This is a genomic window from Arthrobacter sp. MMS18-M83 (assembly GCF_026683955.1).
In the GTDB taxonomy this organism is placed as follows: domain Bacteria; phylum Actinomycetota; class Actinomycetes; order Actinomycetales; family Micrococcaceae; genus Arthrobacter.
On the sequence record NZ_CP113343.1, the window covers coordinates 2,611,408 to 2,636,165 of the forward strand.

Annotated in this window: 26 protein-coding genes and 1 pseudogene; 15 read left to right on the forward strand and 12 right to left on the reverse strand. The window is 64.0% G+C overall.

All coding sequences use genetic code 11. From position 1 onward, the window contains the following. Positions 1-130: 130 nt before the first annotated feature. The 9 genes and pseudogenes from OW521_RS12280 (at position 131) to OW521_RS12320 (ending at position 9,139) form a co-directional block, all read left to right on the forward strand. Positions 131-1,363 (forward strand): hypothetical protein, encoded by a 1,233-nt coding sequence (locus OW521_RS12280; RefSeq protein WP_268019922.1) that lies wholly within the window; start codon positions 131-133, stop codon positions 1,361-1,363. Between the two features lie 303 nt (positions 1,364-1,666). After that, positions 1,667-1,881 (forward strand): annotated as a pseudogene (locus OW521_RS24390) (recombinase family protein); the annotation flags it as partial. A 62-nt stretch (positions 1,882-1,943) separates the two neighbouring features. Then, positions 1,944-2,384: a VOC family protein gene (locus OW521_RS12290; protein WP_268019923.1), complete on the forward strand. Its 441-nt coding sequence runs from the start codon at positions 1,944-1,946 to the stop codon at positions 2,382-2,384. Between the two features lie 173 nt (positions 2,385-2,557). Beyond that, positions 2,558-3,748, forward strand: coding sequence for a Re/Si-specific NAD(P)(+) transhydrogenase subunit alpha (locus OW521_RS12295; protein WP_268019924.1), 1,191 nt, complete (start codon positions 2,558-2,560; stop codon positions 3,746-3,748). Next, on the forward strand, positions 3,748-4,089 hold the full coding sequence (locus OW521_RS12300; protein ID WP_268019925.1) for an NAD(P) transhydrogenase subunit alpha: 342 nt from the start codon (positions 3,748-3,750) through the stop codon (positions 4,087-4,089). The genes OW521_RS12295 and OW521_RS12300 overlap by 1 nt, the downstream gene beginning before the upstream one ends. Further along, a complete protein-coding gene (locus OW521_RS12305; RefSeq protein WP_268019926.1) occupies positions 4,086-5,459 on the forward strand; it encodes an NAD(P)(+) transhydrogenase (Re/Si-specific) subunit beta in 1,374 nt (457 codons plus the stop codon). Before OW521_RS12300 ends, OW521_RS12305 begins: the two co-directional genes overlap by 4 nt. A gap of 247 nt (positions 5,460-5,706) precedes the next feature. Next, positions 5,707-8,094, forward strand: a complete 2,388-nt coding sequence (locus tag OW521_RS12310; RefSeq protein ID WP_268019927.1) for a fibronectin type III domain-containing protein — start codon at positions 5,707-5,709, stop codon at positions 8,092-8,094. After that, on the forward strand, positions 8,022-8,888 hold the full coding sequence (locus tag OW521_RS12315) for a fibronectin type III domain-containing protein (protein WP_268019928.1): 867 nt from the start codon (positions 8,022-8,024) through the stop codon (positions 8,886-8,888). Before OW521_RS12310 ends, OW521_RS12315 begins: the two co-directional genes overlap by 73 nt. Positions 8,889-8,926: 38 nt before the next feature. After that, on the forward strand, positions 8,927-9,139 hold the full coding sequence (locus OW521_RS12320) for a hypothetical protein (RefSeq protein WP_268019929.1): 213 nt from the start codon (positions 8,927-8,929) through the stop codon (positions 9,137-9,139). Between the two features lie 36 nt (positions 9,140-9,175). Here OW521_RS12320 and OW521_RS12325 read toward each other — a convergent pair whose 3' ends face one another. The 4 genes from OW521_RS12325 to OW521_RS12340 form a co-directional block, all read right to left on the reverse strand. Next, a complete protein-coding gene (locus OW521_RS12325; RefSeq protein ID WP_268019930.1) occupies positions 9,176-9,610 on the reverse strand; it encodes an SRPBCC family protein in 435 nt (144 codons plus the stop codon). 84 nt (positions 9,611-9,694) lie between these two features. Then, positions 9,695-9,994, reverse strand: coding sequence for a hypothetical protein (locus OW521_RS12330; RefSeq protein ID WP_268019931.1), 300 nt, complete (start codon positions 9,992-9,994; stop codon positions 9,695-9,697). Positions 9,995-9,996: 2 nt separating this feature from the next. Beyond that, the gene (locus OW521_RS12335; RefSeq protein ID WP_268019932.1) at positions 9,997-10,803 is read right to left on the reverse strand and encodes a VOC family protein; all 807 of its coding nucleotides are present in this window, start codon (positions 10,801-10,803) and stop codon (positions 9,997-9,999) included. Positions 10,804-10,890: 87 nt separating this feature from the next. Beyond that, positions 10,891-11,544: a hypothetical protein gene (locus tag OW521_RS12340; RefSeq protein WP_268019933.1), complete on the reverse strand. Its 654-nt coding sequence runs from the start codon at positions 11,542-11,544 to the stop codon at positions 10,891-10,893. A 184-nt stretch (positions 11,545-11,728) separates the two neighbouring features. Between OW521_RS12340 and OW521_RS24180 the strand changes: the two genes are divergently transcribed. The 3 genes from OW521_RS24180 to OW521_RS12355 all read left to right on the forward strand — a co-directional run bounded on the left by OW521_RS24180 (position 11,729) and on the right by OW521_RS12355 (position 13,709). Then, complete coding sequence (locus OW521_RS24180; RefSeq protein ID WP_326493955.1) at positions 11,729-12,019, forward strand: DUF1345 domain-containing protein; 291 nt, start codon at positions 11,729-11,731, stop codon at positions 12,017-12,019. A gap of 211 nt (positions 12,020-12,230) precedes the next feature. Further along, the gene (locus OW521_RS12350; protein WP_268019934.1) at positions 12,231-13,289 is read left to right on the forward strand and encodes an iron ABC transporter substrate-binding protein; all 1,059 of its coding nucleotides are present in this window, start codon (positions 12,231-12,233) and stop codon (positions 13,287-13,289) included. A 216-nt stretch (positions 13,290-13,505) separates the two neighbouring features. Beyond that, positions 13,506-13,709 (forward strand): cold-shock protein, encoded by a 204-nt coding sequence (locus tag OW521_RS12355; RefSeq protein ID WP_035743560.1) that lies wholly within the window; start codon positions 13,506-13,508, stop codon positions 13,707-13,709. A gap of 12 nt (positions 13,710-13,721) precedes the next feature. On the opposite strand, the gene OW521_RS12360 is transcribed toward OW521_RS12355, so the two are convergent. The 8 genes from OW521_RS12360 to mscL all read right to left on the reverse strand — a co-directional run bounded on the left by OW521_RS12360 (position 13,722) and on the right by mscL (position 21,775). Further along, entirely contained in the window at positions 13,722-14,459 is a 738-nt protein-coding gene (locus OW521_RS12360; RefSeq protein ID WP_268019935.1) for a maleate cis-trans isomerase family protein, read from the reverse strand. A gap of 8 nt (positions 14,460-14,467) precedes the next feature. Next, positions 14,468-15,901: an amidohydrolase family protein gene (locus OW521_RS12365; protein ID WP_268019936.1), complete on the reverse strand. Its 1,434-nt coding sequence runs from the start codon at positions 15,899-15,901 to the stop codon at positions 14,468-14,470. Positions 15,902-15,911: 10 nt separating this feature from the next. Continuing rightward, positions 15,912-16,727, reverse strand: coding sequence for an aspartate/glutamate racemase family protein (locus OW521_RS12370; RefSeq protein ID WP_268019937.1), 816 nt, complete (start codon positions 16,725-16,727; stop codon positions 15,912-15,914). Beyond that, a complete protein-coding gene (locus OW521_RS12375; RefSeq protein WP_268019938.1) occupies positions 16,724-17,407 on the reverse strand; it encodes a GntR family transcriptional regulator in 684 nt (227 codons plus the stop codon). The genes OW521_RS12370 and OW521_RS12375 overlap by 4 nt, the downstream gene beginning before the upstream one ends. Before the next feature lie 102 nt (positions 17,408-17,509). Next, positions 17,510-18,850: an MFS transporter gene (locus OW521_RS12380; protein WP_268019939.1), complete on the reverse strand. Its 1,341-nt coding sequence runs from the start codon at positions 18,848-18,850 to the stop codon at positions 17,510-17,512. Between the two features lie 509 nt (positions 18,851-19,359). Beyond that, complete coding sequence (locus tag OW521_RS12385) at positions 19,360-20,307, reverse strand: proline dehydrogenase family protein (RefSeq protein WP_268019940.1); 948 nt, start codon at positions 20,305-20,307, stop codon at positions 19,360-19,362. A gap of 50 nt (positions 20,308-20,357) precedes the next feature. Then, the gene (locus tag OW521_RS12390; protein ID WP_268019941.1) at positions 20,358-21,233 is read right to left on the reverse strand and encodes an ACT domain-containing protein; all 876 of its coding nucleotides are present in this window, start codon (positions 21,231-21,233) and stop codon (positions 20,358-20,360) included. A gap of 116 nt (positions 21,234-21,349) precedes the next feature. Continuing rightward, complete coding sequence (gene mscL, locus OW521_RS12395; protein ID WP_268019942.1) at positions 21,350-21,775, reverse strand: large conductance mechanosensitive channel protein MscL; 426 nt, start codon at positions 21,773-21,775, stop codon at positions 21,350-21,352. 283 nt (positions 21,776-22,058) lie between these two features. Between mscL and OW521_RS12400 the strand changes: the two genes are divergently transcribed. The 3 genes from OW521_RS12400 (at position 22,059) to OW521_RS12410 (ending at position 24,715) form a co-directional block, all read left to right on the forward strand. Next, positions 22,059-23,141, forward strand: a complete 1,083-nt coding sequence (locus OW521_RS12400; RefSeq protein WP_268025855.1) for an FUSC family protein — start codon at positions 22,059-22,061, stop codon at positions 23,139-23,141. A gap of 94 nt (positions 23,142-23,235) precedes the next feature. Further along, entirely contained in the window at positions 23,236-24,006 is a 771-nt protein-coding gene (locus OW521_RS12405; protein ID WP_268019943.1) for a GAF and ANTAR domain-containing protein, read from the forward strand. 106 nt (positions 24,007-24,112) lie between these two features. Then, positions 24,113-24,715, forward strand: a complete 603-nt coding sequence (locus tag OW521_RS12410) for a hypothetical protein (RefSeq protein WP_268019944.1) — start codon at positions 24,113-24,115, stop codon at positions 24,713-24,715. The last annotated feature ends 43 nt before the right edge of the window (positions 24,716-24,758 follow it).

Below are 24,758 nucleotides of genomic sequence, written 5' to 3' on the forward strand. Positions count from 1 at the left end.
GGGGGTCCTCAAGCGTGCTATCAGTTCTTTCCGCTCCGCCGTAACGGCGCTGGCGATGCCAACTCTGGTCGTTTCCGTGCTGCGAACGCCTCGGAGGGTGCGTTGCCTCCAACACCGTTAGTCTTAGCGCGTGGCTAGGACGGACATTAATCCTGATGGAATAGATCGTGACCTGAGAAAGCTGGTCTCGTCCTTTTTGGCAGCTTCATGTGGAGAGCTGACGCCTGATGAGAAGATCTGGGGCTTGGGAGCAGAAGCCAGAGAGGCTCTTGACGCCGTGGTCGAGCGCCTGGTTGTGGATGCACGCTTCGAGCATATTGGCCGGAAGGAACTTGAGCGCTCCTTTTTCGAATACGCAGTGAATTTCAGGAACAACGCTAGGGTGTCGACACCTGCCCTGCAGGAAGCTGCGATAGATATCCTCGGCAGCATGGCTAGGAAACCCCTTACCCGCACTGTCTATCTGGGGATCGAGCATATTGGTCTCGCGCACGGGACGGTTGCGGGGCCCGCAACGTTCCTCCGGCTCTCAGAGGATAAGGAACTGAAAGACGCATTTGAGCGGCTGGGATCCAGCTGTCCCGAATTGGTATGTGCTGTCGAAGTGACTGCCGGGACGGACGAGTTGATGCTTGAGCGCGCCCGTGAACGTGTCGCGATTGCCCTCGCCCTCGTGAGACAGCGGTATCTGTTCGGCTTTGCCGCCAAGATCTATCCGGACCAGGTCCTTTTTGGCCTCAATGGATCGCACGTCCAGCGTTGTGGAGGTGCGATCACGTTGCGCGGCAGGTGGAGGAAACCAGCGCCGATCCCCGAGGATCTCAGCGGTTTGGAAGAGTGGAACACAAGTCTCCGCGGCCTTTCGGACCTCTACCTCAGACTGGGCCCTAATGTGCGCAGCAGGGCGGATGTTTGCATCAGCTGGCTCGACGTGGCGGCCCTCACTGAGAACTGGCGCATCATCATCCCCACGGTCTTCAGTGCGGTGGAATCCCTTCTCATCCCAGACGATTTCCAAAGTAAGGGCGCGGCAATTGCCGTGCGCAGCATCGCTGTCAAAATCGCAACGAAACATCATGTCGAATTCCTGCATGTGGCCGACGCCTATCGACTCAGGAACGACCTGGTGCACGGCAACACAACCGAGAAAATGATCACAGCCGAGACCCTACCGCGCGCCGACAGTCTGCGACGCTGGGCTTTCGGCGTCTTCGCCGACTACGTCGAACTTGCAGCCTCGAGAAGCCCTGCTTCAGCCAAGATCCTCATCAGGGACCTAAGCGCGGAATGTGATCAGGCGTGCGACCTCCTGAGGAAACGTGGTCATCGCGAGGTAGCGGATCAATACGCAGGGAAGAACTGAGGACCCGAGCAAGAAGAAATAGTCTTCGACCTGCTGAACGCCATTTGAATCACACATCGGGACCATAAGCCATCTGGACACAGCCTTCCTGCGATACTCACCGCCAGTTAGCCGGTCCCCGCCAGCACACTCCTTGCTTCCACAGGCTTACGGTCCGGCGCCGAAGGGGGCAAGGTACGTAAGACCCGCACGGTGAAATGCACAGTGGGGGGCGCTAACAGCAACATAGATTCCTGCGAAGTCTGACCACGTTGCCGTCTCGAAAACCTACAGTTTTTCGAGACACGGACGTCGGGTCGTGCCACCGTGAACCTGCTGCGGGAACGCGGTGTGCACTTGGGTCCATCTCGGACAGGGGTTGACCCCACAACAACGTCGGCCGCCTCATGCTGAACATGCTCGCGACCCTTGCTGAGTACGAACGTGAGTCGATCGTCGAACGCGCTAACCCAGGCATCGCCGCAGCCCGCGAACAGGGTCTGCCACGCGGCAGGAGTCTTTCTCCCGTCGTGGATCCGCCGTAAAGTCCGCTTTAGGCTCCGTGTTGGGCCGCGCAAACGAACCGTTGGAGGCTTTTCTCATGTCGCGCATCATGCGGTTCGACCACGTCGGTGTCACCGTTCGGGACCTCGCCCAAGTGACGGCGTTCTTCGTTGGACTCGGGCTCGAGGTCGAGGGCCGGACGTTCGTGGAGGGCGAGTTCATCGACACGGTCATAGCGATCCCTGATTCCCGTACAGAGATCGTCATGTTGCGAACACCTGACGGAGGAACAGGGGTGGAGCTCTCCAGCTTCGTCCGGCCAGACCCCGGGCCGGGATCGCCAGCGGCCATGGCCAACGAACTCGGCTTGCGCAGTTTGTCCTTCGAAGTCGATGATCTTCGGGCGCACGTCGATCGGCTGGCCGCGGAGGGATACGGGCTGGTCGGTGGCATCGGCCAGTACGAGGGCGCCTGGCGCATGGCGTACGTGCGCGGTCCGGAGGGAATCATCGTGGCCTTGGCTGAGCGGATCAACTGACGCGACCACCCCGTAGCGGCATCACCCGCGTCCGCCCGTAATTCGATGGACTACTGGGCAATGAGAGGCCGCGTGGCGCTGCAAAAGGCTTCCCTCTCCCGCCCGGCCCTTCCGCGTCCTAGACTCAAGCCAACAACTGCTCGGGGCAATGGGGTTTCGGGAAGGGAGCGCGAGTGAAACTTGGCATAGCGCGGGAACGGCTGGACGGTGAACGGCGGGTTGCTGCGACGCCCGAGACGGTCAAGCAGTTGGCGTGCCTCGGACTTGAGGTCTTCGTCGAAAGCGGAGCCGGAACGGCCGCAGGCCACAGCGATGGCGACTACCGGCAGGCGGGCGCCCTCATCGTCCCTACCTTGGATCTCGAGGGACTGGACGTCTACGCGCACGTCCGCCCGCTCGAACCCGCGACGGCGGCCGCGCTGCGCCGGGGCGCGGTCACCGTGGGCCTGGCATCGCCGTCGTCGGAACTTCCCACCGTCCGCGCGCTCGCCGAAGCGGGCGTGACCTCCTTCGCGCTTGAGCTGGTGCCGCGCATTTCCCGGGCACAATCCATGGACGCGCTCACGTCCCAGGCACTCGTCGCCGGATACCGCTGCGTGCTTGAGGCCGCAATGCGCCTCCCGCGGTTTTTCCCGCTCTACATGACGGCCGCGGGTACCATTCCCCCGGCCCGCGTGCTGGTGTTGGGTGCGGGTGTGGCGGGCCTGCAGGCCATCGGCACCGCGAAGAGGCTAGGCGCGCGCGTATCCGCCAACGACATCCGGCCTGCTTCGGCAGACGAGGTCGCGTCCATGGGCGGCACCTTCATCAAGCTCGACGTGGAGACGGCGGAATCGTCCGGCGGCTATGCGCGCGAGCTCAGCGCCGACCGTGGCGCCCTGCAGCGCGAGCTGCTCGCCCCGCACGTCGCCCAGGCCGACGTGCTCATCACGACGGCGGCCGTCCCCGGACGGCGGGCCCCGCTTCTGGTGAGCCGCGAGATGGTTCAGCACATGCGCTCAGGCTCGGTGGTGGTCGACCTCGCCGCTGAATCCGGCGGAAACGTGGAAGGCTCGGTGCCCGGCATGGATCTCCAGATCCCGACGGCGGACGGCCAGGGCACGGTCACCCTCGTGGGGATGAAGGACGTCGCCTCCGCAATGCCCGCCGACGCCTCGCGCCTCTACGCGAAGAACGTCGCCAACCTGCTGGCCCTCATGACTTGTGATGGAGCCGTAGTTCCAGACTTCGGCGATGAGGTGGTGGCGGGTGCGTGCCTGACGCACGACGGCGAGGTGCGGCACGGTCCGACGGCCGAGGCTCTTGAGGCACTCTCCGCCGGGACCGCAGAATCAGTGGGCTCCGCGAACGAGGGGGTTTCGTAATGGACGGCATCGCCCTGCTCACCATCACCGTGTTGGCGGTGTTTGTCGGCTTCGAGGTGGTTTCCAAGGTCTCGAGCACGCTGCACACGCCCTTGATGTCCGGTGCCAACGCCATTCACGGGATCATCCTGGTGGGCGCCATCATCGTTGCCGGGCAGGCCTCGGACCCGTGGGTCCTCGCGGTGGCCTTGCTCGCCGTCGTTCTCGCCACCGCGAACCTGGTGGGCGGTTTTGTGGTGACCGACCGCATGCTCGAGATGTTCCGCGGACGCAAACGTGAAGTGACCGCCGGCAAGAACCCCGAGGCATTAAAGCCCGGGGCGAAGGAGGGCATGCGATGACCCTCATCAATCCAGTGTGGACCTCGCTCCTCTACCTCGCGGCCGCCGTGTGCTTCATCCTCGCGCTCAAAGGACTGAATTCTCCCCGGACTGCCCGGCGCGGCAATTTGGTGGGCGCCTTCGGTGCGGCGCTCGCCGTGGCCACGGTTTTCTTTTCGGTCAAGATGGACAACGTTCCCTGGATCCTTGCTGCGATGGTGGTCGGTTCGGGAGTGGCCGCGCCTGTCGCGCGGCAGGTCAAGATGACCCAGATGCCACAACTAGTGGCGCTGTTCAACGGCGTGGGCGGTGGCGCCGCGGCACTCGTGGCGCTCCTGGAGCTCGCGCCCACGGAGGATCACTGGGTTCGTGTGGCCATTGTCTTCACGCTGCTGGTGGGGGCGGTGTCGTTCGCGGGTTCCGCCATTACGTTCTCCAAACTCCAGGAGCTTATGACCACCCGCCCGGTGGTGTTCCCTGGTCTGCCGACCCTCATGGGGGCGGTGCTGATCGCGGCGGTGGGTGCCGCCGTCGCCGTCGTCTTCAGTGGTTCCCTCGCGCTCGCGCTGGTGCTCTTGCTGCTGGGACTGGCCGCCGGCCTGCTGCTCGTGTTGCCCGTAGGCGGTGCGGATGTGCCGATCGTTATCTCGCTGCTGAACGCCTTCACCGGCCTGGCCGTGGCGGCCTCAGGACTGGTGCTTGGCAATGTGCTCTTGGTGGTGGCGGGCACGCTGGTTGGCGCCTCGGGCACCATCCTCACGAGAGCTATGGCCGCGGCCATGGGCCGCAGCGTTGCGGGAATCCTCTTCGGTGCGTTCAAGGGAGGCTCGACGGCGGGGTCGACGGCGGTGAGCGATCGTCCCGTCCGTTCCTCCAGCCCGGAGGACGTCGCGGTGCTTCTTGGCTACGCACAACGGGTCATCATCGTTCCCGGCTATGGGCTCGCGGTGGCCCAAGGGCAGCACACGGCGGCGGAACTGGCGCTTGCACTTGAGGCGCGGGGCATCGATGTGGATTTCGCGATCCACCCGGTGGCTGGCCGCATGCCCGGGCACATGAACGTCCTGCTTGCCGAAGCGAACGTGCCCTATGAGTCCCTCAAGGAAATGGGCGAGATCAACTCGGAATTCCGCACGGCCGACGTCGCACTGGTGGTCGGCGCGAACGACGTTGTCAATCCGGCCGCGAAAACCACTGCGGGTTCACCGATCTACGGCATGCCCATCCTCGAAGTGGCCGACGCGCGCCAAGTGGTGTTTCTGAAGCGGTCCATGCGTCCGGGATTCGCAGGGATCGAGAACGAACTCATGTACGAGCCGCAGACCACGCTGCTGTTTGGCGATGCCAAGGAATCCCTGGCCAAAGTGTTGAGCGCTGTTAAGGCGCTGTAGCTCGTTAACCAACCCTAGAGTGCTCGCCTGTCAAGGGCGGCGCCCAACCGGGTGAAGCACACTCGCGACTCGGCCGTATGTGGGGCCGTAAGGTCAGCGCAGGTCTTGTGGGGGAGCACTCCCATCCTTGACCGGTTGACCCGGCTTTGATTGGACGGTGAGTGTTGTGGGCAAATTCCCGACGCGAAAGAGAGCAACGACGCGACGGCTCAGGACCCTTTGGGGTGCCCTTGGCGCGTGTGCGGCAATGGTCCTGGCACTACTCAGCGGTTTTGCTTTGCCGGCCCATGCCGCGGCAAGCACCGTCATCACGCTCACTTTCGATGACGGCAATGCCGACCAGATGACTGCCGCAGCCACCATGAAGAACCTCGGATTGCACGGTACCTTCTTCGTGCCGTCCGGGTGGGTCGATCAGCCAAGCTATTTCACCTCGGCGAACTTGCAGCAACTCTTCGCGGACGGCAACGAGATTGCCGGGCACACCGTCACCCACCCCGACCTGGTCACCTTGACCTCGGACGAAGTGACGCGCCAAGTGTGCAACGGCAGGGTAGCCCTGGCCAACATGGGCTTCAAGGTCACCAGTTTCGCTTACCCCTTTGCTTCCTTGGACCCCGCAGTGCAGACCATTGTGAAGAATTGCGGCTTCAACAGTGCGCGCGGGCTCGGGGACCTTTACAGCAAAGACGATCCGGGGCTCCCGGCCGCGGAGTCCGTCCCGCCCGCCAATCCCTATGACACACGGGCGCCGGAGGAAGTGGACAGCACGTGGACGCTGGCCAACCTGGAAGATTCCGTGACCAAGGCCCAGGCAGCTGGCGGTGGCTGGGTTCAGCTGACGTTCCACCACATCGCTGTCGGGACCGATCCGACGCTCACTATCAGCCCCGATCTGTTCAGCCAATTCGCCTCTTGGCTGGCGCAACAACAGACTGCGGGCAGCGTTGCTGTGAAGACCGTTGACCAGGTAATCGGTGGCGCCGTCCAGCCGCTCGTCTCAGGCCCCGCCGTGCCCCCTCCGCCTCCCCCGGGAACCAACATGATCCAAAACCCGAGCCTGGAGACGCTCACCAGCGGGGGACTTCCGCTGTGCTGGGCTGCGGGTGGATTCGGCACCAACACACCCAGCTACTCAGTGGTCTCGCCTGGCCACACGGGCAACAACGCAGAACAGCTGACAATGAGCGGTTATGTGAGCGGTGACGCGAAGCTCCTGCCTGCCCTGGACCTTGGGGGCTGCTCACCCACGGGCACTCCCGGCCACGTCTATCAGCTCAGCGCCTGGTACAAATCCAACGTCATCACCCAATTCGAGGTCTACTACCGGACAGGAACGGGATACTGGACCTACTGGACGGCGAGCCCGTTGTTCAACGCGAGCAGCAACTGGACCCAAATAACCTGGACCACACCGGCTCTTCCGGCGGGCGCCTCGGGTATCAGCTACGGACTGAACATCCAGTCCAACGGTTCGATCACCACGGACGACTACTCGATGATCGACGTCACTCAGGCCGCGGCGACGGCGCCTGCGGCCCCCACAGGGGTGAGCGCGACGGCGGGGAACGCCTCCGCAACGGTGTCCTGGACGGCACCGGCCAACGGCGGCTCTCCGATCACGTCGTACGCCGTGACTCCGCATGCGGGCACCACCACCTTGGCCCCGGTGACGGTGTCCGGAAACCCGCCGGCGACGACGGCGGCAGTCACGGGTCTGACGAACGGGACGGCCTATACCTTCACGGTGACGGCCACCAATGCGATCGGCCCCTCGCCGGCATCGGCAGCGTCAGCTCCGGTCACCCCGATGGCGGCGGCGACGGCGCCTGCGGCCCCTTCGGGGGTGAGCGCGACGGCGGGCAACGCCTCCGCAACAGTGTCCTGGACCGCGCCCAGCAACGGCGGCTCTCCGATCACCTCGTACACCGTGACCCCCTCTTCCGGCGGCACGGCTTTGGCCCCGGTGACGGTGTCGGGTAACCCGCCGGCGACCAGCACCAACGTGACTGGTCTGACGAACGGGACGGCTTACACGTTCACGGTGACGGCCACCAACGCGATCGGCACGTCCCCGGCGTCGGCAGCGTCGGCCCCGGTCACCCCCACCGGAACGACAACCTCGACCATCACCAACGGCGGTTTCGAATCCGGACTCACGTCCTGGACCACCGGCGGAGTCAGGGCACCGGTGGCCTCCACCGTCGCCCACACCGGAACCGGTTCTGCGCTTCTGGGCCTGGCGTCCGGGGCGGAGCCTTTGGGGACAGCAGCCTGTCCCAGACCATCACCGTGCCGGCCACGGGGACATCGACGCTTTCCTTCTGGTACCAGCCCCACACGAATGACGACACCTGCAGCGGCACCACGTGCCAGTACGACTGGATGGAAGCCCAGGTCCGTTCCACCACAGGCACCACCTTGGCCAGCCTGTTCAAGCTCTGCAACAACAACGGCACCTGGACGCAGTTCAGTGCCGACCTCTCCGCCTACGCCGGCCAGACCATCACGCTCTGGTTCAACGTCCACCTGGACGGTTCCAGCCCGGCGGACGATACCTGGATGTACCTCGACGACGTCACCCTCAGCAACGGCCAAACGACCGCGACGGCGCCTGCGGCACCCACCGGCGTGAGCGCGACGGCGGGGAACGCCTCCGCAACGGTGTCCTGGACGGCACCGGCCAACGGCGGCTCTCCGATCACCTCATACGCCGTGACTCCGCATGCCGGCACCACCACCCTGGCCCCGGTGACGGTGTCCGGTAACCCGCCGGCGACCACGGCTGCTGTGACTGGCTTGACGAACGGGACGGCCTATACCTTCACGGTGACGGCCACCAACGCGATCGGCACCTCACCGGCATCGGCAGCGTCAGCACCGGTCACCCCGACAGCGGCGGCGACTGCGCCTGCGGCCCCTTCGGGGGTGAGCGCAACGGCGGGCAACGCCTCCGCAACAGTGTCCTGGACCGCGCCCAGCAACGGCGGCTCTCCGATCACCTCGTACACCGTGACCCCCTCTTCCGGCGGCACGGCTTTGGCCCCGGTGACGGTGTCGGGTAACCCGCCGGCGACCAGCACCAACGTGACTGGTCTGACGAACGGGACGGCTTACACGTTCACGGTGACGGCCACCAACGCGATCGGCACGTCCCCGGCGTCGGCAGCGTCGGCCCCGGTCACCCCCACCGGAACGACAACCTCGACCATCACCAACGGCGGTTTCGAATCCGGACTCACCTCCTGGACCACCGGCGGAGTCAGGGCACCGGTGGCCTCCACCGTCGCCCACACCGGAACCGGTTCTGCGCTCCTGGGCCTGGCGTCCGGGGCGGAGCCTTTGGGGACAGCAGCCTGTCCCAGACCATCACCGTGCCGGCCACGGGGACGTCCACGCTGTCCTTCTGGTACCAGCCCCACAGCGTAGAAGACCCATGCACCGGCGACGCCTGCCCGTACGACTGGATGGAAGCCCAGGTCCGCTCCACGAGCGGCACGGTTCTCGGCAGCCTGTTCAAGTTCTGCAACAACAACGGCACCTGGACCCAGTTCAGCGCCGACCTCTCCGCATACAAGGGCCAGACCATCACGCTCTGGTTCAACGTCCACCTCGACGGGTCCAGCCCGGCCGATGACACCTGGATGTACCTCGACGACGTCACCCTCACCAACCTGTGAACGTCCCCAGATAGCGGACGTTGTCGCCGTCGTGCCCTAGCTGGCCTCGAGGATTTTCTTGAGGTTTTCCAGGTCCTTGCGCATGGCCATGCGCATCATTGGCTGCATGACGATCCCTGCCAGCGCGGAGAACCCGGAGGGCTCGCCCGTGTTGCGAAGGGTCATGCGGGTGGCGCCATTCTCATCAGACCAGGTGTAGGTGGTCCGCATCGGGAAAGGACCTTGGCTGGTACGCATGGTGAGTTTCTCTCCAGGAACAAGCTCGGTGAATTCGTAGACATAGTCTAGATTGCGGCCCAGGAATCGCGCGGTGAAGGCAACCCGTGATCCGACAGCCAAGGGCTTCGGAGTCTGCCACTGTGCAGATCGTATGTTCACATACCAAACTGGCGCATTATCCGGGTTGGAAGCATAGCTCGCTACGATCTCACGAGGCCGCTGGATGAGTATTTCGGTCTGGACGTTCACCATGGTTGTTCCTCTGTGCGGGTTGGAGGCTCGAGCCAAACAGATCGCGGCGGCTGCGAGCGTGGTTCGCAGCCGCCGCTTCCGGGGTCAGACGCCGAGGCACTCACTGACCTGCAGCGTTCCGCCGCGGGCAATGAAGGGGTGTTCGGCGAGCAAGGCGCGGACGGCGTCGAGGGACTCGGCCTGGATGATCGAGTAGCCCGCGATCTCGACGGCGGGAGCGGGCTCGCCCGACGCCAGCTGGGCGACGAAGTTCACCGGCGCGCCGGGGTCGGTGACCGCGCCGCCGGTGGTTTCGACCCAGGCGCGGAAGGCCTCCCGGCCGGCCTCCATCATTTCCGGGGTCGGGTGGCCCATGCCGTGGTAGGTAACGAGGAACTGTGCCATTTCTAGGACTCCTGTGTGGTGCCGGCCTGGGCCGGCGGGTTGATGATTCCGAAGGTTTCGCCCTGCGGGCCCTGGAGGATGGCCATGCGGCCGAAGGGGCTGTCCGTGGGCGGGAAGAGGGTGGCCGCGCCGAGCGCGGCGGCAGCCTCGAGGGTCGCGTCCGGGTCCTGGACCTGGAACCATGTCAGCCAGTAGCTCGGAACACCGTCCGGGAGGTTGGTGTCGTGGGAGATTCCGCCCACGGTCTGGCCGTCCTTGGGACGTTCGAAGGTGGAGTAGACAAACTCCGAGCCGTCTCCGATGTCCGTGTAGCTGAAGCCGAAGACGCTGGCGTAGAACTCGCGTGCGGGCTGGTAGCCGCGGGTGTGAAGCTCATTCCAGCACACGGCCCCGGGTTCGTTGTAGCGCCCGATACCGTGGTGGCCGGTCGACTGCCAGATGCCGAAGGCGGCCCCTGCCGTGTCGAAGGCCACGCTCATGCGGCCCTGGTCCATGACGTCGAACGGCGGCATCATGAGCTGCCCGCCGGCTTCGGTGATCTTCGCTGCGGTGGCGTCGGCGTCGTCGACGGCGAGATAGGTGCTCCACACCGAAGGCAGGGGGCCGGCGTTCTCGGGTTTGGGGCCGATGCCGGCCACGGGCGAACCTCCCAGGAAGGCCATGTGGTAGCCGCCCGCTTCCGGGCCGGCATCCTGGATAACCCAGCCGAACAACCGGGAGTAGAAGTCTGCGGCGGCCTTGACGTCATCCACCTGGGCATCCACCCAGTTCGGGGTTCCCTCGGGCCAGCTTTCGTTGCGAACAGGCATAGTCGTCCTCTCGAATGGGCGCCGCGGATACGGCGCCTCCCAACTATCGCAGAACGCCTACCTGCCGGTAACCCACATTGAAGGAACTCAAGGCAAACTGTCAGAAACGTCGGGACGGTGGCCGGCCTCTTCGGGGTGGGGTTCAATCTCCACGTAGTAGATCGCCCCTGCACCAGGGGTGTGAAAGCGGTGTGTCGCGTGGCGGATTGGCCGGTAGCCGTGCCCGAAGGGATCGCGCACAGTTGCCATTTCAAGGTGATCCAGCCCCGCGAGGAGGCCATCGATGTCCTTGAGCGTCGCCGGGTGCGTTTCTTCTCCTCCCACGTCCAATACCCAGGTTGAATTGGCGGCTTGGATGGCGAGTTCAAGAGTCAAGGTTTCAAATATTCCAGCCAGAAGGGCGTCCAAAGTGGTGGGGTAGAGGCGGAGCAATCGATGCGCCCGCGGGTCCCGGCGCCGATCGGTCATCCAAGCCTGGCGTAGCCAGGTGAATTCCACGCGGCCGAACGAGGAGCCCAGCCTGAGCTTTCGGTCCTTCTCCAACGTCAAGCGGAAGTCGTTGCCCGCGCGGTCGAGAATACTGGCTGCTTCGTCAACGTACTCCATGTCTTCGAGCATCGTGGCCTCGGACGGGTAGTAGGTGAAATCACCTAGGTCATCGACCACGACGTAGTCTTGGGTGCGCCCGCCCGAAGGCTCGGCGTCGTGGGCCTTTCCTGTGTTGAGGTCAATACGTTCCATGGTGAAGTCAGCTCCTACGGAGGGTCGGCTCGAAGCCCGGATGGCGAGTGCTTCCGCTCTTCATCAGACCACCAAACGAGGCCGCCGTCATCGGTCTTAATGGTTTCCTTACGCCGGCAGGCGGAGATTTAGCGCGCCCCTAACGGGTGGAAACTGCGGTGGGACGGCGGACGTATGGAGAATCGTGCCTACGGTTCCCGCGTTTACCGCGCAAGTACGCGGCTGGTGGTTATGGTGGTTCTGGGCGTGGCGACCGGGTTTGCCACCGCGGCAGCGGGAGCTCCCGCGCCCACCTTGCTACGTGGATTTCGCGTACCTCGCCTTCACGATCGGGGTGACGTTCCAGGTTTCGGACACTGATCTTCAAACGTCCAATATTCGCGGTATCGCGTTGCGGCAAGCCTTGCTGTCCTACCTTTTCGGCGTGGTTGTGTTGGCAACCACGATCAACCTCGTTTCCGGGCTGATCCACTAGTCCCCCGCTGCACTCCCTGATTGCGCGCTACCCGCGCCTCTGTTGGGCAGCTATTCGGCCCTGCCGTTTGTAACAGTCGACCCCAGCGGGTTCTGAATTACGCAACAATGGCATGTTGTTATTACAGTTAGGTTTGCCTTGCCTACTAAGGCACTGTTCCCCAACTGCATCTCCCCAACTGTCCCGGTCCCCGGGACCTCGAAAGGCCCCCATGAAATTCGGCATCAAACCCGCTACGGCCCTTGCCGCCGCCACGGCCACGCTGCTGGCACTTTCGGCGTGCAGCGGCTCACCCACCGGAACCGCAACCGCTAGCTCCGCATCCGGTGCGGCTGCATCCGGCGACGGCATCGTCGTGTACAACGCGCAGCACGAAAACCTCACCGGCGCATGGGTGGACGCCTTCACCAAGGAAACGGGAATCAAGGTAACGCTCCGCAATGGCGACGACCTTGAAATGAGCAACCAGCTCTCCGAGGAGGGCAAGAACTCTCCTGCCGATGTCTTCCTCACGGAAAATTCCCCGGCCATGGTCCGCATCGCCAGTGCCGGCCTGCTCGCCCCGGTAGATCAAGCAACCCTCAGCCAGGTCCCCTCGCAGTACCGTCCCTCCACCGGCGACTGGACGGGCATCGCCGCCCGCTCCACGGTGCTGGCCTACAACAAGGGCAAGCTCACTGCAGACAAGCTCCCCAAGTCCTTGATGGACCTCGCCGACCCCGCTTGGAAGGGGCGCATCGGCGCGTCCACCGGCGGAGCGGATTTCCAGGCCATCGTGAGCGCGATGCTTGCGCTCAAGGGAGAAGACGCAACCCAGAAATGGCTGGAGGCTGCGAAAAGCAACTTCAAGTCCTACAAGGACGACACCCCGGTGCTCGCGGCTGTGAACGCCGGCGAGGTTGACGCGGGCGTCCTGTACCACTACTACTCTTTCGTGGACCAGGCCCAGACTGGAGAGAACAGCAAGAACGTTGATCTCCAATACTTCAAGAACCAGGACCCTGGTGCGTTCGTCAGCGTCTCCGGCGGCGCCGTCCTGGCCTCGAGCAAGAAGCAGGCCCAGGCCCAGCAGTTCCTGAAGTTCATCACGGGCAAAGCGGGCCAGCAGGTCCTCCAGAACGGTGACTCCTTTGAGTACACCATTGGCTCCGATGTGCCGGCCAACTCCAAGCTTGTGCCCCTCAAGGATCTCCAGGCACCTTCGGTGGACCCCGCCAAGCTCAACAGCGAGAAGGTCACCGAGCTGATGACCAAGGTCGGGCTCCTCTAGTTGCCGGCATCTTGTAGTCCTTAGGGCCGGCTTGCTGCTGCAGGCCGGCCCTAAGCAATAAATCCTCAAGATTCGGCGCGCCCGGGAACACTGAGACCCCCGAATATCCTTGCGCCCCCGAACCCCGCACCGTAGGTTTGAGGAAGCGGACGTATGCGTCCGGGGGCATCGGGTTTGAAGCCGATGGTCAGTCAGATTCAGAGAAGGAACATGGCCGTGGCAACAGGTATTGTCAAATGGTTCAACGCCGAGAAGGGTTTCGGCTTCATTGCCCCCGACGACGGTTCGGCGGACGTCTTTGCCCACTACTCGGCGATCGCCTCGAGTGGGTACCGATCACTGGACGAGAATCAGCGGGTCCAGTTCGACGTCGTGCAGGGCCCGAAAGGCCCCCAGGCGGAGAACATCCAACCCCTGTGAAGCTAGGGCACCTTACCTAGGGAGTTCTGCCAGCAGCCGGCCCCACCTCGGCGCAAGCAAAGGGGCTCCTGCAAGCTTGAGGCAGTGCCACAACGTCACCGCTACGGAATCCAGCACCGGCACCCCGGTGGTTTCCTCTACCTCCGCGGTGATGTTGGCTCCGTAAAGGTTTGTGCACAAGTAAATGAGCGCATCCGGGTTCGCGGCAGCAAGTTCCAAGGACCCGGGCAGCATCTCCGCGTCAGTGACCCGCGCGAAGGATTCGTTGTTGCTCAGGTCCAGGTGGCGGTGGTCCACCGTCTTGATTCCTTCGCGCGCGTAGGAATCTATGACGGCTTGATTGACGTCCCCGGTGTAGGGCGTGAACATGCCGATCCGCTCCGTGCCGAACGTTTTGAAGGCTTCCAGGTAGGCCAGCGTTGACGTCGTGGCGGGGATTCCCGTGGCTTCGGTGATTTCCCGGACCAGGGCCTCGTCATGCGCGGCGCCGAGCCAGGAACCTGAGGTTCCGTTCCACGCGATCACGTCTACTTCCGCCGTCGCAAGCAACGCGGCGGCCTCCCGCATGACGGCAGAATCGAACTGCTTGTCCGAGGAATCATCCAAGGCAATCCGGGTGACCGGAATCCGTGTGAAATGGATGGTGACGTCCTGCCGGTCACCGAGGATGCGGTAGCTCTGCGGCTCCAGGCAGGTGTTGGACGACGGCACGATCATGCCGATGCGGGTAGGGCGGTGTGCTGAAGGCATGGAGGCTCCTAAACAGAGACGGTGGTGGGACCGGGCAGCGATTTTCGAACGGACAGAGCGTCGCGGTGGGCAGTGAAGCCGTCGCGGGGCACGAAACGGCCCACGGGGCCGGGATCGTGGAAACCGCCGTCGTCGATCACCACGCGTCCGGCGGAGACAACGACGGCGGGCCAGCCGCTCAGCGTCTTCCCTTCGAAAGGCGAGAAGTCAGTCCCCATGTGGAGGGCTCCGCCGTCGACCTCGCGTTCTTCGGCGGGATCAAAAACGACCAGATCGGCGTCGAACCCGACCGCGATGGCACCTTTGCGTGGCACGGCATTGATCCGCGCGGGACCCGCTGAGAAGACCTCGACGAAATCCTCCACGGAACTGCTGGACGCCATCGCCGTGAACGTGACGGGCATACGGGTCTCGACGCCGGGCAGTCCGTGCGGCATGAAGCGGACGTCGTCAGTGCGCTCGCGTTTCTGCGAGAGGTCGTAGCAGGAGTGGTCCGAGGACACTGTGTGGATGGCTCCGGCCGCGAGCCGTTCCTTCAGCGCCGCGACGGTTTCAGCGCTGCGCATGGGCGGGCAGCAGGCGTACCACTCGGGGAAATCGCTGCCGTAGACGGTGTCATCAAGCGTCAAGTAGTGCGGGCACGTCTCGGAGTAGGCTTCCTGGCCACGATTGCGGGCCTCGCTGACAAGATCCACGGCGCCGGGGGTCGACTGGTGCACAAAGTAGACGGGCGCTCCGGTGTACTCGGCCATGGCCAGAGTCTCTTTGACGGAGATTTCCTCGGCGAGTTCGGGCCGCGTGGAATGCAGGTGCCCGATGCCGATCCGGCCATCCGAGGCGTGCTGTTCGGTGCAGTCGGCAATGATGGGATCGTGCTCGGCATGGATATAGGTGAGTCCGTCCAGGCGCACCATTTCGCGCATGACCTTCAGGATGGTGTCGCCGTCGGCCATGGTGGAGCCGCGGTTGGTGGTGTACATCTTCACGGAACGGACGCCCTCCGCGGCGAGTTGCTCCAGCTGCCACGGCACGGTCTCGTCCCAGCTGACCACGGAGCCGTGCAGCGCCACATCGCAGCGGGACTCGGCGGCCAAGCGCTTCTTGTTCAGGACGGCATCCAGTGGGGATTCCTGGGCATCGCGTGGAATGCCGAAGTCGATGATGGTGGTGGTGCCGCCCCACAGGGCCGCGATAGAGGTGGTGCGGTAGTCGTCCAAAGTGCGGAAACGGCCGGTCACTTGGGCCACATGGCAATGGCCGTCGACGCCGCCCGGAATGACCAACTTGCCGGACGCATCGACACTGCGTGAAGCTGCGGGGACCGGCTCGGCGGCGTCGATCAGCTGGGCGATGCGGCCGCCGTCGACCACTACATGGGCGGCCTGCCGTCCAAAGCTGTTGACCACGGTGCCGTGGGCGATGACGAGATCGGGAATAGTCACGGTGTTGTCCCTACTTTCCGGCTGGAACGGCGGCGGTGCCGGCAACTGACGCGCTGGCGGCGGCCTGGATGGCGGTCAGGGCGGCGTCGAGGTTTCCAGACAACCCCCGGCGGTGCTTGAGCGGCGGCGGCGCAAACGCGCCCTGGCGGTGGAAACCGCACTGGAGCGCCACCACCGCTTCGGTCATACGGATTCCGGCGGAGATCCCGTCCACCACGGGCACGGGGATCTGTCCTTCAAGCTCACGCGCGAGTCCGGCAAGCGGGGCACCTGCAAGGATGACGACGTCGGCGCCGTCTTCCGCAACGGCCTGCCGGCTCAGCGCCAGGAGGGTTTCCTTGAAGTCCTGCTGCACCGTGCCGATCCCGTTGAGGCTCTGGTTGATGGAACGGATCGAAGCGAGGCGGCTGCCAAGTCCGAAATGCTCCACGCAGTCCCGGTACCAAGCCGTGATGCGGTCGGAGATGGCAATGATGGAGAAGCGTTGGCCCTGCAGGGCCGCGGCGCAGAGGGCGGCCTCCGTGATGCCGATGACCGGCACGTCGCTGAGCTCCTTGAGGGCGGGCATTCCGGGATCGCCGAATGCGGCCACCACGATGCCGTCTATGTGGGCCGCTGCCGGATCGCCGCCGCAGTGTTCGGCGATGATTTCGGCGACGGCGCCCGCTGCGATGAGGGCCTCGAAGCGGGTCTCGATGTATTCGATACCATGCCCGGCGGTCTGGACGATCAGCTCGGTGTCCGGCCTCGCCGAGCGGCGGGCTTCGGCATCGATCAGCGCTGTGACATCCTCGCTGATGTTGGGATTGATGACTAGCAATTTCATGTTCGTTTGCCTTGCAATTTGAGTTCGGTGGCGGGCTCGTCCTGCGGGAACTGCTCGCGGTACTTTCCAATGTGCGACGCCGATTGGGCCGCGGCGAGCTCGGGATCACCGCTGGCGATCGCGGCGTAGAGATCACGGTGTTCTTGGATCAATTCCGGGAGGTCGTCCACGTGGCGGAAGAGCCAGTGCATGCGGCCTTGGAGTGGCTCCAGCGCGGTGCGGAGAAAGTCATTGTTGGCGATGGCCGTGATGGCATCGTGGAATTCGCTGTTGGCCCGGTGGGCCTCGAGGATTGAGCCTTTGGCGAGGAAACGATCTGCCTCGTCGAGGAGCCCGGCCAGGCGCTTGAGGTCCTTGTCCGTGGCGCGGGCCGCGGCCAGGCGGCAAGCGAGTACTTCGAGGGACTGGCGGACATCGAACAGATCCTCGACATCTTTGGGGCTCAGCCCTGCCACTTCCGAGCCGCGGGAGGCCCGGTCCTGGATGAGGCCTTCTTGCCGCAGCATACGGAGGGCTTCCCGGATGGGCAGGCGCGACACGTTGAATTCGGCGGCGAGGTCCCGCTCCACCAACCGGGTGCCGGGCGCATAGTGGCCCTCGAAGATTCGCGAACGGATGGTGTCCCGCACGGATTCCCGGAGGGGGCGGTCCGTGGTGGGGGTTTCAGCTGCAATCAGCATGTTTGCTCCATTCGTGTTCTCTTAGGTCTTTGCGCCCGGCATACCCGGAGGCGTCCGGCCGTGCGGCGGTTCAGGACCGTACGGCCGGTCCGGTCAGGCGAGTTAGACCGGAAGCCGCTTGTTGTAGTTCAGGGTCAGGACGGAGACGCCCATGATCACCGCGGATCCTACAAAGTACAGCAGCGCCCAGGTGTAGGAGCCCGTGGCCCCGACAATCAGGCCTACCACAATCGGGGTGACGAACCCTGCGATGTTGCCGCTGAAGTTCATCGCACCGCCCAGGACGCCGGCGTTGGTGCGGCCGCCCAGGATGGCCGGGATGGACCAGAAGAGGCCAACCCAGCGGAGGAAGAACAGGACCACTGAGAGGAGTACGACGGCGGTGATCGGGTCCGCGACGACCGTCACGCCAACCAGGCCCCCCACTACCACGAAGCTGGAGATGCCGAGCAGGGTGCGCATGACCAGATTGGCCGAAGCACCGGCTGCGCGCCACTTGTCCGCGATGGTTCCGCCGAGGATTTCGCCGACGAAGCCTGCCCCGAAGATCACGAACGTCGACCAGCCGATGGTGTTCAGGTTGAAGTGCTTGGCCTGGGCCAGGTAGAGCGGGCCCCACGTCAGCAGGCCGTAGAACACCCCGTTGAAGCCGAGCCAGCCGAAGCACATGGCCCAGAAAGAGCGGAACTTCAGGTAGGGGAGAAGGGCGCGCTTGCCCTGGACGCCGTCCTTCTTGGCCTCGGCGTCTTCCTCGGCGTGGGAGGCCTCGATGTAGTCGGCTTCGGCATCGTTGACGCCTTTGTGGTTGCGGGGGTTGTCGCGGACGTACCACCAGACTGCCAGGCCCATGAGGACCGTGGCGGCGCCGGCGATGATGAACGAGTAGCGCCAGCTGCCGGTGGAGGCGATGAGCCACGTGATGAGGATGCCGCCCAGGCCAGCGCCGAGCGGCGCGCCTGCATCAAGGATCGTGGCGCCGCGGCCACGCTCCTTCTTGTGCATCCAGATGGCGTTGAGCTTGCCGCCGGCCGGCATGACGCCTGCCTCAGCGACGCCGATGCCCAGGCGGGCGATGAACATGCTCACGAAGCCGCCGGCCAGGCCGGAGGCAGCCGTAGCAGCTCCCCAGCCGACGCACGAGGCGGTGACGACCTTGCGGGGACCGAACTTGTCGATCAGCAAGCCGACCGGGATTTGCATGAGGGCATAGGTCCAGAAAAATGCCGAGAGGAGGAGCCCGACGAGCTCCGGTGCAAGGTTGAATTCCTTTTGGATAATGGGGAGGGCCACGGAGATGGAGCCGCGGTCGATGTAGTTGACCGCCACCAGGATCAGCAGCAGGACGAAGAGCCGCCAACGGACACTCGTGCGTCGCTGCACGCCGCCCTTGCTGGCTTTTTCTTCGCCTTCCGGGGCAATTGCTTCGGTGTTTTGGAGAGACACAGTTTCTCCTTCAGGGGGAGTTTGAGGAGCGGGGGAGAGAGTCTTTGAAATTTGAGCTGCGCGGGTTGCCGCTGCAGCTGGACCCGCGCCGGCGGCAGCTGTAGCGGCCCGGTCCTCTTTTCTGGGAGGAGGGACGCTGCCGGTTCATTGAGTCCGTTTGGGATCCCGCTTTGGGATCCCAAAATCAAAGTTAGATGTGACCCAGCGCACTGTCAAGGGTTTTGGTATACAAAGCGAAAAAACAGAATGTGACCGGCTGTATGGTGTGCCGGAATGTAGGCGCAGGTGCTCGCGGCGATGCTGAGGTGGGATACCGGAGCGATGCCGAGGCCTGCCGGTGTGCGGGTGGGATACCGGAGCGTCGCGGGTGGACATGCATGCCTGGCGACGCGCTGCCTTCCTGCCGACGCGCAAAGGACCGTGAGATGCGCTGCATGCCTGGCGACGCGGGAATACCCGTGGCGCCAGGGAATTTCCGCCTCCCCAGATCTACGGGGCGTCGGGGAGGGTTAGCTCGGGTTGAGGTCGGCGAGAGCCGTCAGCGCTCGTTCAGGATGTTCCGCGATGCGGTTGAGGACGTACAACCACCACTCGCCACCGAAGATGACGTACTCGCGCGTCCGGTAGCCGTCCCTTTGGAGCTGGTCGAGAAGGCCGGTCCCCAGCCCGAGGAGCATCTCGAATTCGATCGCGTCGGACTTCAGCGCCTCACCGTGCCTGGCAATGAGCGTGTTGACGAGCGCGTCGTCGTGCGTCGCGAGGGACAGCGGGTGCCCGGAGAGGATGAGCTGGTTTGCCAGATCGAGGTAGGCGGCAGTCAGTTCGACGCTGTTGCGGGGGTAGGCGACGGACTCGGGTTCAAGGAACGCGCCTTTGACTAGCCGAACGGTACCCGGGTGGCGCAAGACCCGCTCGAGATCGCCGGGGGTTCGGTGCAGGCGCGCTTGGAGTGTGATGCCGACGCGCGGAATCTCAGCCGCGAGCTCGTCGTACAGGTCGAGGACCAGATCGGTACGGTCTGAGCCTTCGGCCGAGATCATCAATCCCGTTCCGAACGGTTCCGTTATTGTGGCGAGCCGGCGTACATGGTCCATGGCCAGATCACGGTCCACGAGTGCGCCCAGGTGGGAGAGATCAAAGGAGATAGTGCACGGCAGGCCGGACTTCCCGAGGGCGGATCCCAAATCGAGGAACACCCCGGCTTCCGAGCGTGCGAGGTCAGCGTCGCGCACGCTCTCGCCGGCGTATTCGATACTGGCCGCGTGCCCGCGAGCAACTGCCGCTGCGGCCACTTCGATGGCGTCGGCGGCAGTGTCCCCGGCCGAGTATCGCCGTGCCACGCGCGAAGCCATCGTCGCCAGGCCAGGCGAGGACATGACGCGTTGCTTCAGGTCTTCATCCAATGCCCACGCCCGGAGGGTATCGGCAGCACGCTCGAGATCAATCTTGGTAGTCACCCGACTAATGTCTCATGTCCAAGGCGCTCATCCCGCCACCGCCTCTCCAGTCAAGGTCCCGGCTCAGCCCGGTCTTTGGATTCGGCGCTGCGGGTGTGCGCCAGGATTTCCGCCAGCTCGGCCAAGCGATGGGCGCGTGCCGATTCCGCCGGTGTGAACGGCTCGCCCGGCCGGGAAAACAGGAGCGGTCCATGCCACGCGGTGGGAATCTTGAGGAGCGTCGTGGAAGGCTCGACGGCGGAGCCCGCCTCGGCTGCCGAACCTTCGGGTTCCGGGGTGACGATTTTCGCCGAGAGGAGTTCCGCGACCGCAAGGGACAATTCGTTCGGGTTGTCGGCGATCCGGGCGGCGAGGCTCAGGGCCTTGGTCTGGCCGTCCGCCATGGCGAGTGCAGTGGTGGGCCACACGTGCGAATCCCGGCCGCCGCCGTCGTCGAGGGCTGTCAACAGATCCTGCTCGCGGAGGTGACCCGGTGCAGAAAGCACGAATTCATCCATGACGGCGCCGTCCACCGGGTGGACGTGGATGCTGAGGATGTTGATGTCTGTCCGGGCCAGTGACTGGGTAATCCGTTGGAGGGAGCCGGGCTGGTCTCGGAGCACAGTCCTCGCCCTCCAAAGAGCCGGGGCGGAGTTGAGTTTCCGGCGGTGGCGGAGGGCCGGGGCATGGATCCAGCGCCGCAAGACTTTGGCCGCCGAGGGTTCGGCTACCCAGATCACCAGCACTGTGGCGGTAACGGTCAGGAGGAGCACCTTGGCCAGGTAAGGCAGGTGCGTTTCAACCACAATGGCGTGCACAAGAAGTTCGATCGGCAGCATCACCGCGATTTGGGCCACTGTCACCCGGGCCTTCGGAGCCTCGGGCATCTGGCCGCATACCTCGCAGGAGAGCTCTGCGGTAGCGGGAGTCCTCTTGTTGGGCTTCATGGCACCAATCGTGCCCGAACCCTGTTTCAGGCGGGTTGCGCCTGCGTCACGATCTCATACAACGCTAGTGCGGCCAGTTCAGCGTGCCGGACGTGCTGAACTGGCCGGCGGAGGAGTTAGCGGGAGGATTCCTTGTTGGATACGGCAAGCTCGGTCAAGAGATCGCGGATTTCAACCAGAAGGGCGGTGTCTGCCGGCAGCGGCTCGTCCTCAGGCTCTTCGATGGACGCCCGGCGCTTGGTCAGCTCGTTGATCCTGTTCATGGGCGCAACGAAGATGAAGTACACCACGGCGGCCGTGATCAGGAAGGTCACGAACGCGGTGATGACGGCGCCGAAGTTGACGAAGGTCTTCGCGTTGTCCGGCCAGATGGAGAAGCCCAGTCCCTGCGCGTTGACTCCGCCGGCGGCAGCGATGACCGGGTTGATGATGTTGGTTGTAAAGGCTGCGACCAGGGCTGTGAACGCGGTGCCGATGACCACGGCGATGGACAGTTCGATGATGTTGCCGCGAAGAACGAAGTCCTTGAAACCTTTAAGCATGGAATATCCTCCGGTGAATAGGTACTTGTGAATAGGTGCTTGTGAATAGCTACATGGGGATGCGGCCGGAATGAGGCCCGGCAATGAACAACCGGAATGACACTATCAATCGAAGGTGGCCCGGCGTGGCACCCCCGCGCCCGCGCTCACCATTCAACGGTATCCAATCGGGCCGGCAAGGGCCGCCCGGCGTAAGCTCGTAGCGGATGCCAGTGCCGCCGTCGAGCAGTATTAGTTGAGTAGTGCGACTCTCAAAAAGAAGCAAACAGAGGCAGGCAATCCGTTGAACGCCCTGGCAGAGATGTTCAGGATCGGTCCCGGCAACAAGGACCACCACCCTGCTGTGCGGTGCGCGGTGGGCGTGTTCCTGCCATTGATCACCCTTGTGTTGTTCGGACGGCTGGACCTTGTAGTCTTCGCCAGCTTTGCCGCGTTCACGAATATCTATGGCCGCAACGAGCCGCACAGCCACCGGTTTCGAAGCCAGCTCCGAGCAGGCTCGCTGCTGCTGGCCATCATCCTGCTGGCTACCCTGACGGCCCGGATTGGACAGGGCTCGGAGGCGTACGTGTGGATCCTCACCCTCGGCACCACCTTGGTTGCCGCGCTTTGCTCCGTAGTGACTGCGCTATGGCGGCTCCGCCCGGCAGGTTCCCTGTTCCATATTTTCGCTTTCGCTGCGATCGCCTCCGTGCCGCAACAGCCACCGCTCTGGGAAGTGATGCTGGCCGCCGTGTTGACCGTGGTGTTGGCGTTGCTGATCGGAATGTCGGCGCGGCTGGTCCCGAGCCACCGGACGCCTTGGATGCGACTGCTGGCGGAACGGCTGTTGCCTCAAGAAATCCGGGCCGCGTGGTTGGAAGGCTTGGGGTACTTCGTCGCTGCCGGCTTGGCCGGAACCTTTGCGACCTTGGCTGGGCAATGGCTCGGGTTCGGACACGGCTATTGGGCCATGGTGGCAGCGGTGGTTCCCTTGGTGGGCCGCAGTACCCGGCACCGGGTGCAGCGGGGCATCCAGAGAATCGTCGGTACAGTGCTGGGTCTGCTGGTGTTGGCTGGCATCCTCTGGCTAGGTCCGGCGCCGTGGCAAATGGTGTTGGTCATTGCCGTGTGCCAGTTCGGAGCCGAGCTCTTCATTGCCCGCCAGTACCTCGTGGCGCAGATCTTCGTCACGCCGCTCGCGCTCATTTCCACTCTGCTGGTGACCAACGTCCCGCCTGGGCTCTTGCTGCGGGACCGCATCGTGGAGACGGTGATTGGGGCCGTCGTCGGCGTCGCGGTGGTATTGGCGCCGACGGCGTGGTCCCGGCTCCGGGCCGAGCGCGCTGAGGAAGTTCCTTTCGAAAACGAACCCGGTTTCAGTTAGGCGTATCCCATTGGGCCGCCGTGTGGGACCTTGTATGAAGGGGACTTATCATTTCCACATGCCCCCATCAGCATATTCACCTGGAGAACGCGCCATGCTCCCTGCAGATTCCGCTCCGACCACCATTGACCAAATCCAGAACCTGATCCTGGAAAGTGCCGATTTCGAGGACTTCCTCAATGAATTGGCACGGTTTTCTGCCCACCAGATGGCGGGCGACGGCGATGACGCGCTTTGCGGGATCACGCTGCTGCGCCAGCGCAAGGCAGTCACGATTGGGTGGAGTAGTGATGTGGCCCGCGAGGTGGACGAGATCCAGTACACGTTGGCCCAAGGGCCGTGTCTGACGGCTGCAAAGGAGGAACGGGAAGTCCACGTTCCGGATCTCCTTGAGGAAGACCGATGGGGCCCTGATTATGCGAGTGCCGTTGCGTCGTACGGCTTGAGATCGGTGCTCTCCCTGCCTTTCAACCTTGAAGGCGAGGCCAAGGCCGCCATCAACCTGTACTCCGAGGCCCCGTACAAATTCGACGAAAGGGCCGCGGCCCGGGCCCGGGAGTACACCCGCGAAGTATCGCAGGCCTTGCGTCTTGGCGTCAGGTTCGCACTCCACGCGGATAGTGCCAAGAATCTCCGGGCGGCAATGGAGTCCCGCACGATCATCGACGTCGCCGTGGGAATTGTCATGGCACAGAGCCGCTGCAGCCAGGAAGACGCTGTCCGGATCCTGACAGATGCCTCAAGCAATCGCAACGTGAAATTGCGCGATGTCGCCAAGTCCTTGGTGGATTCTGTCGACGCAGCGGGCACCCTGACCCACTTCGAGGAACCGGTCCAGGAGCCGGGCCGAAGCCGGGCAGGGTGACCCCGGCTGGCTGAGATTCACTGCGGCGAGTTGTACAACGAGGTGCCAGAGGATACTCTTCTTGAGGTTGAGCAGCCGGCCATAGACACCCTTTTTTGGAGTACCTATGGACCGCAGATTGCACGCCCTCGTAAAGTTCGATGTTTCTACGGATGCAGTTGAGATAGACGTGCGGGGGAGCCTCAACGAGGATTCCCGCCCCGCCCTCGTTCACATCGTTCGCCGGATCCGGCGAATGGGCATCACTTCCCACATCAGAGTGGGCTTTTCCCGCGCCGCGCTTGTGGAATCGCAGGCCCTGGCGGGACTCCGTAACGACCTCAACTCGATCGACGGCGGGGCCACGGAAGTGGGACTCGCCACTGGATCCGGAGTTTCACTGGAATTCATGGATCGGCCTGCTGGCCTTCCCGTTGAGGCCGAACCGGGGTCGAAATTTGTCGAGATCACCGGCGAGTTCGCCGCCTCGATCGATGCCGGGGGTTTCCAGTCGCTGGACAAGTACTCCGACGACGAACTTCTCGCCGCCAGCGATTTCGCTTTTGGGATGCTGGACCAGCCCACCACCCATGCAGGCCCGGAGTTGCTGGCGCATTACGACGCGATTGGCATGGAAATCTCGCGGCGGAACACCCAGAATGCCAAGGCGGATCCCGCTGAGAAGACCCTCGCGGAAAGCGCGCCTGCCACTCCGGCCGAGCCTGTGTAAGCTGGAGTGTGGAACCATTCAATGGAGTCCATAGGAAAGGTGG

Bases quoted from the DNA above. Each gene is read 5' to 3' on its own strand.
- OW521_RS12325 (WP_268019930.1), bottom strand. From the start codon at position 9,610: ATGGTGAACGTCCAGACCGAAATACTCATCCAGCGGCCTCGTGAGATC.
- OW521_RS12390 (WP_268019941.1), bottom strand. From the start codon at position 21,233: ATGAAGCCCAACAAGAGGACTCCCGCTACCGCAGAGCTCTCCTGCGAG.
- OW521_RS12350 (WP_268019934.1), top strand. From the start codon at position 12,231: ATGAAATTCGGCATCAAACCCGCTACGGCCCTTGCCGCCGCCACGGCC.
- OW521_RS12340 (WP_268019933.1), bottom strand. From the start codon at position 11,544: ATGGAACGTATTGACCTCAACACAGGAAAGGCCCACGACGCCGAGCCT.
- OW521_RS12410 (WP_268019944.1), top strand. From the start codon at position 24,113: ATGGACCGCAGATTGCACGCCCTCGTAAAGTTCGATGTTTCTACGGAT.
- OW521_RS12305 (WP_268019926.1), top strand. From the start codon at position 4,086: ATGACCCTCATCAATCCAGTGTGGACCTCGCTCCTCTACCTCGCGGCC.
- OW521_RS12310 (WP_268019927.1), top strand. From the start codon at position 5,707: ATGGTCCTGGCACTACTCAGCGGTTTTGCTTTGCCGGCCCATGCCGCG.
- OW521_RS12405 (WP_268019943.1), top strand. From the start codon at position 23,236: ATGCTCCCTGCAGATTCCGCTCCGACCACCATTGACCAAATCCAGAAC.
- OW521_RS12320 (WP_268019929.1), top strand. From the start codon at position 8,927: ATGGAAGCCCAGGTCCGCTCCACGAGCGGCACGGTTCTCGGCAGCCTG.
- OW521_RS12330 (WP_268019931.1), bottom strand. From the start codon at position 9,994: ATGGCACAGTTCCTCGTTACCTACCACGGCATGGGCCACCCGACCCCG.
- OW521_RS12290 (WP_268019923.1), top strand. From the start codon at position 1,944: ATGTCGCGCATCATGCGGTTCGACCACGTCGGTGTCACCGTTCGGGAC.
- OW521_RS12360 (WP_268019935.1), bottom strand. From the start codon at position 14,459: ATGCCTTCAGCACACCGCCCTACCCGCATCGGCATGATCGTGCCGTCG.
- OW521_RS12370 (WP_268019937.1), bottom strand. From the start codon at position 16,727: ATGAAATTGCTAGTCATCAATCCCAACATCAGCGAGGATGTCACAGCG.
- OW521_RS12300 (WP_268019925.1), top strand. From the start codon at position 3,748: ATGGACGGCATCGCCCTGCTCACCATCACCGTGTTGGCGGTGTTTGTC.
- mscL (WP_268019942.1), bottom strand. From the start codon at position 21,775: ATGCTTAAAGGTTTCAAGGACTTCGTTCTTCGCGGCAACATCATCGAA.
- OW521_RS12315 (WP_268019928.1), top strand. From the start codon at position 8,022: ATGTACCTCGACGACGTCACCCTCAGCAACGGCCAAACGACCGCGACG.
- OW521_RS12375 (WP_268019938.1), bottom strand. From the start codon at position 17,407: ATGCTGATTGCAGCTGAAACCCCCACCACGGACCGCCCCCTCCGGGAA.
- OW521_RS12335 (WP_268019932.1), bottom strand. From the start codon at position 10,803: ATGCCTGTTCGCAACGAAAGCTGGCCCGAGGGAACCCCGAACTGGGTG.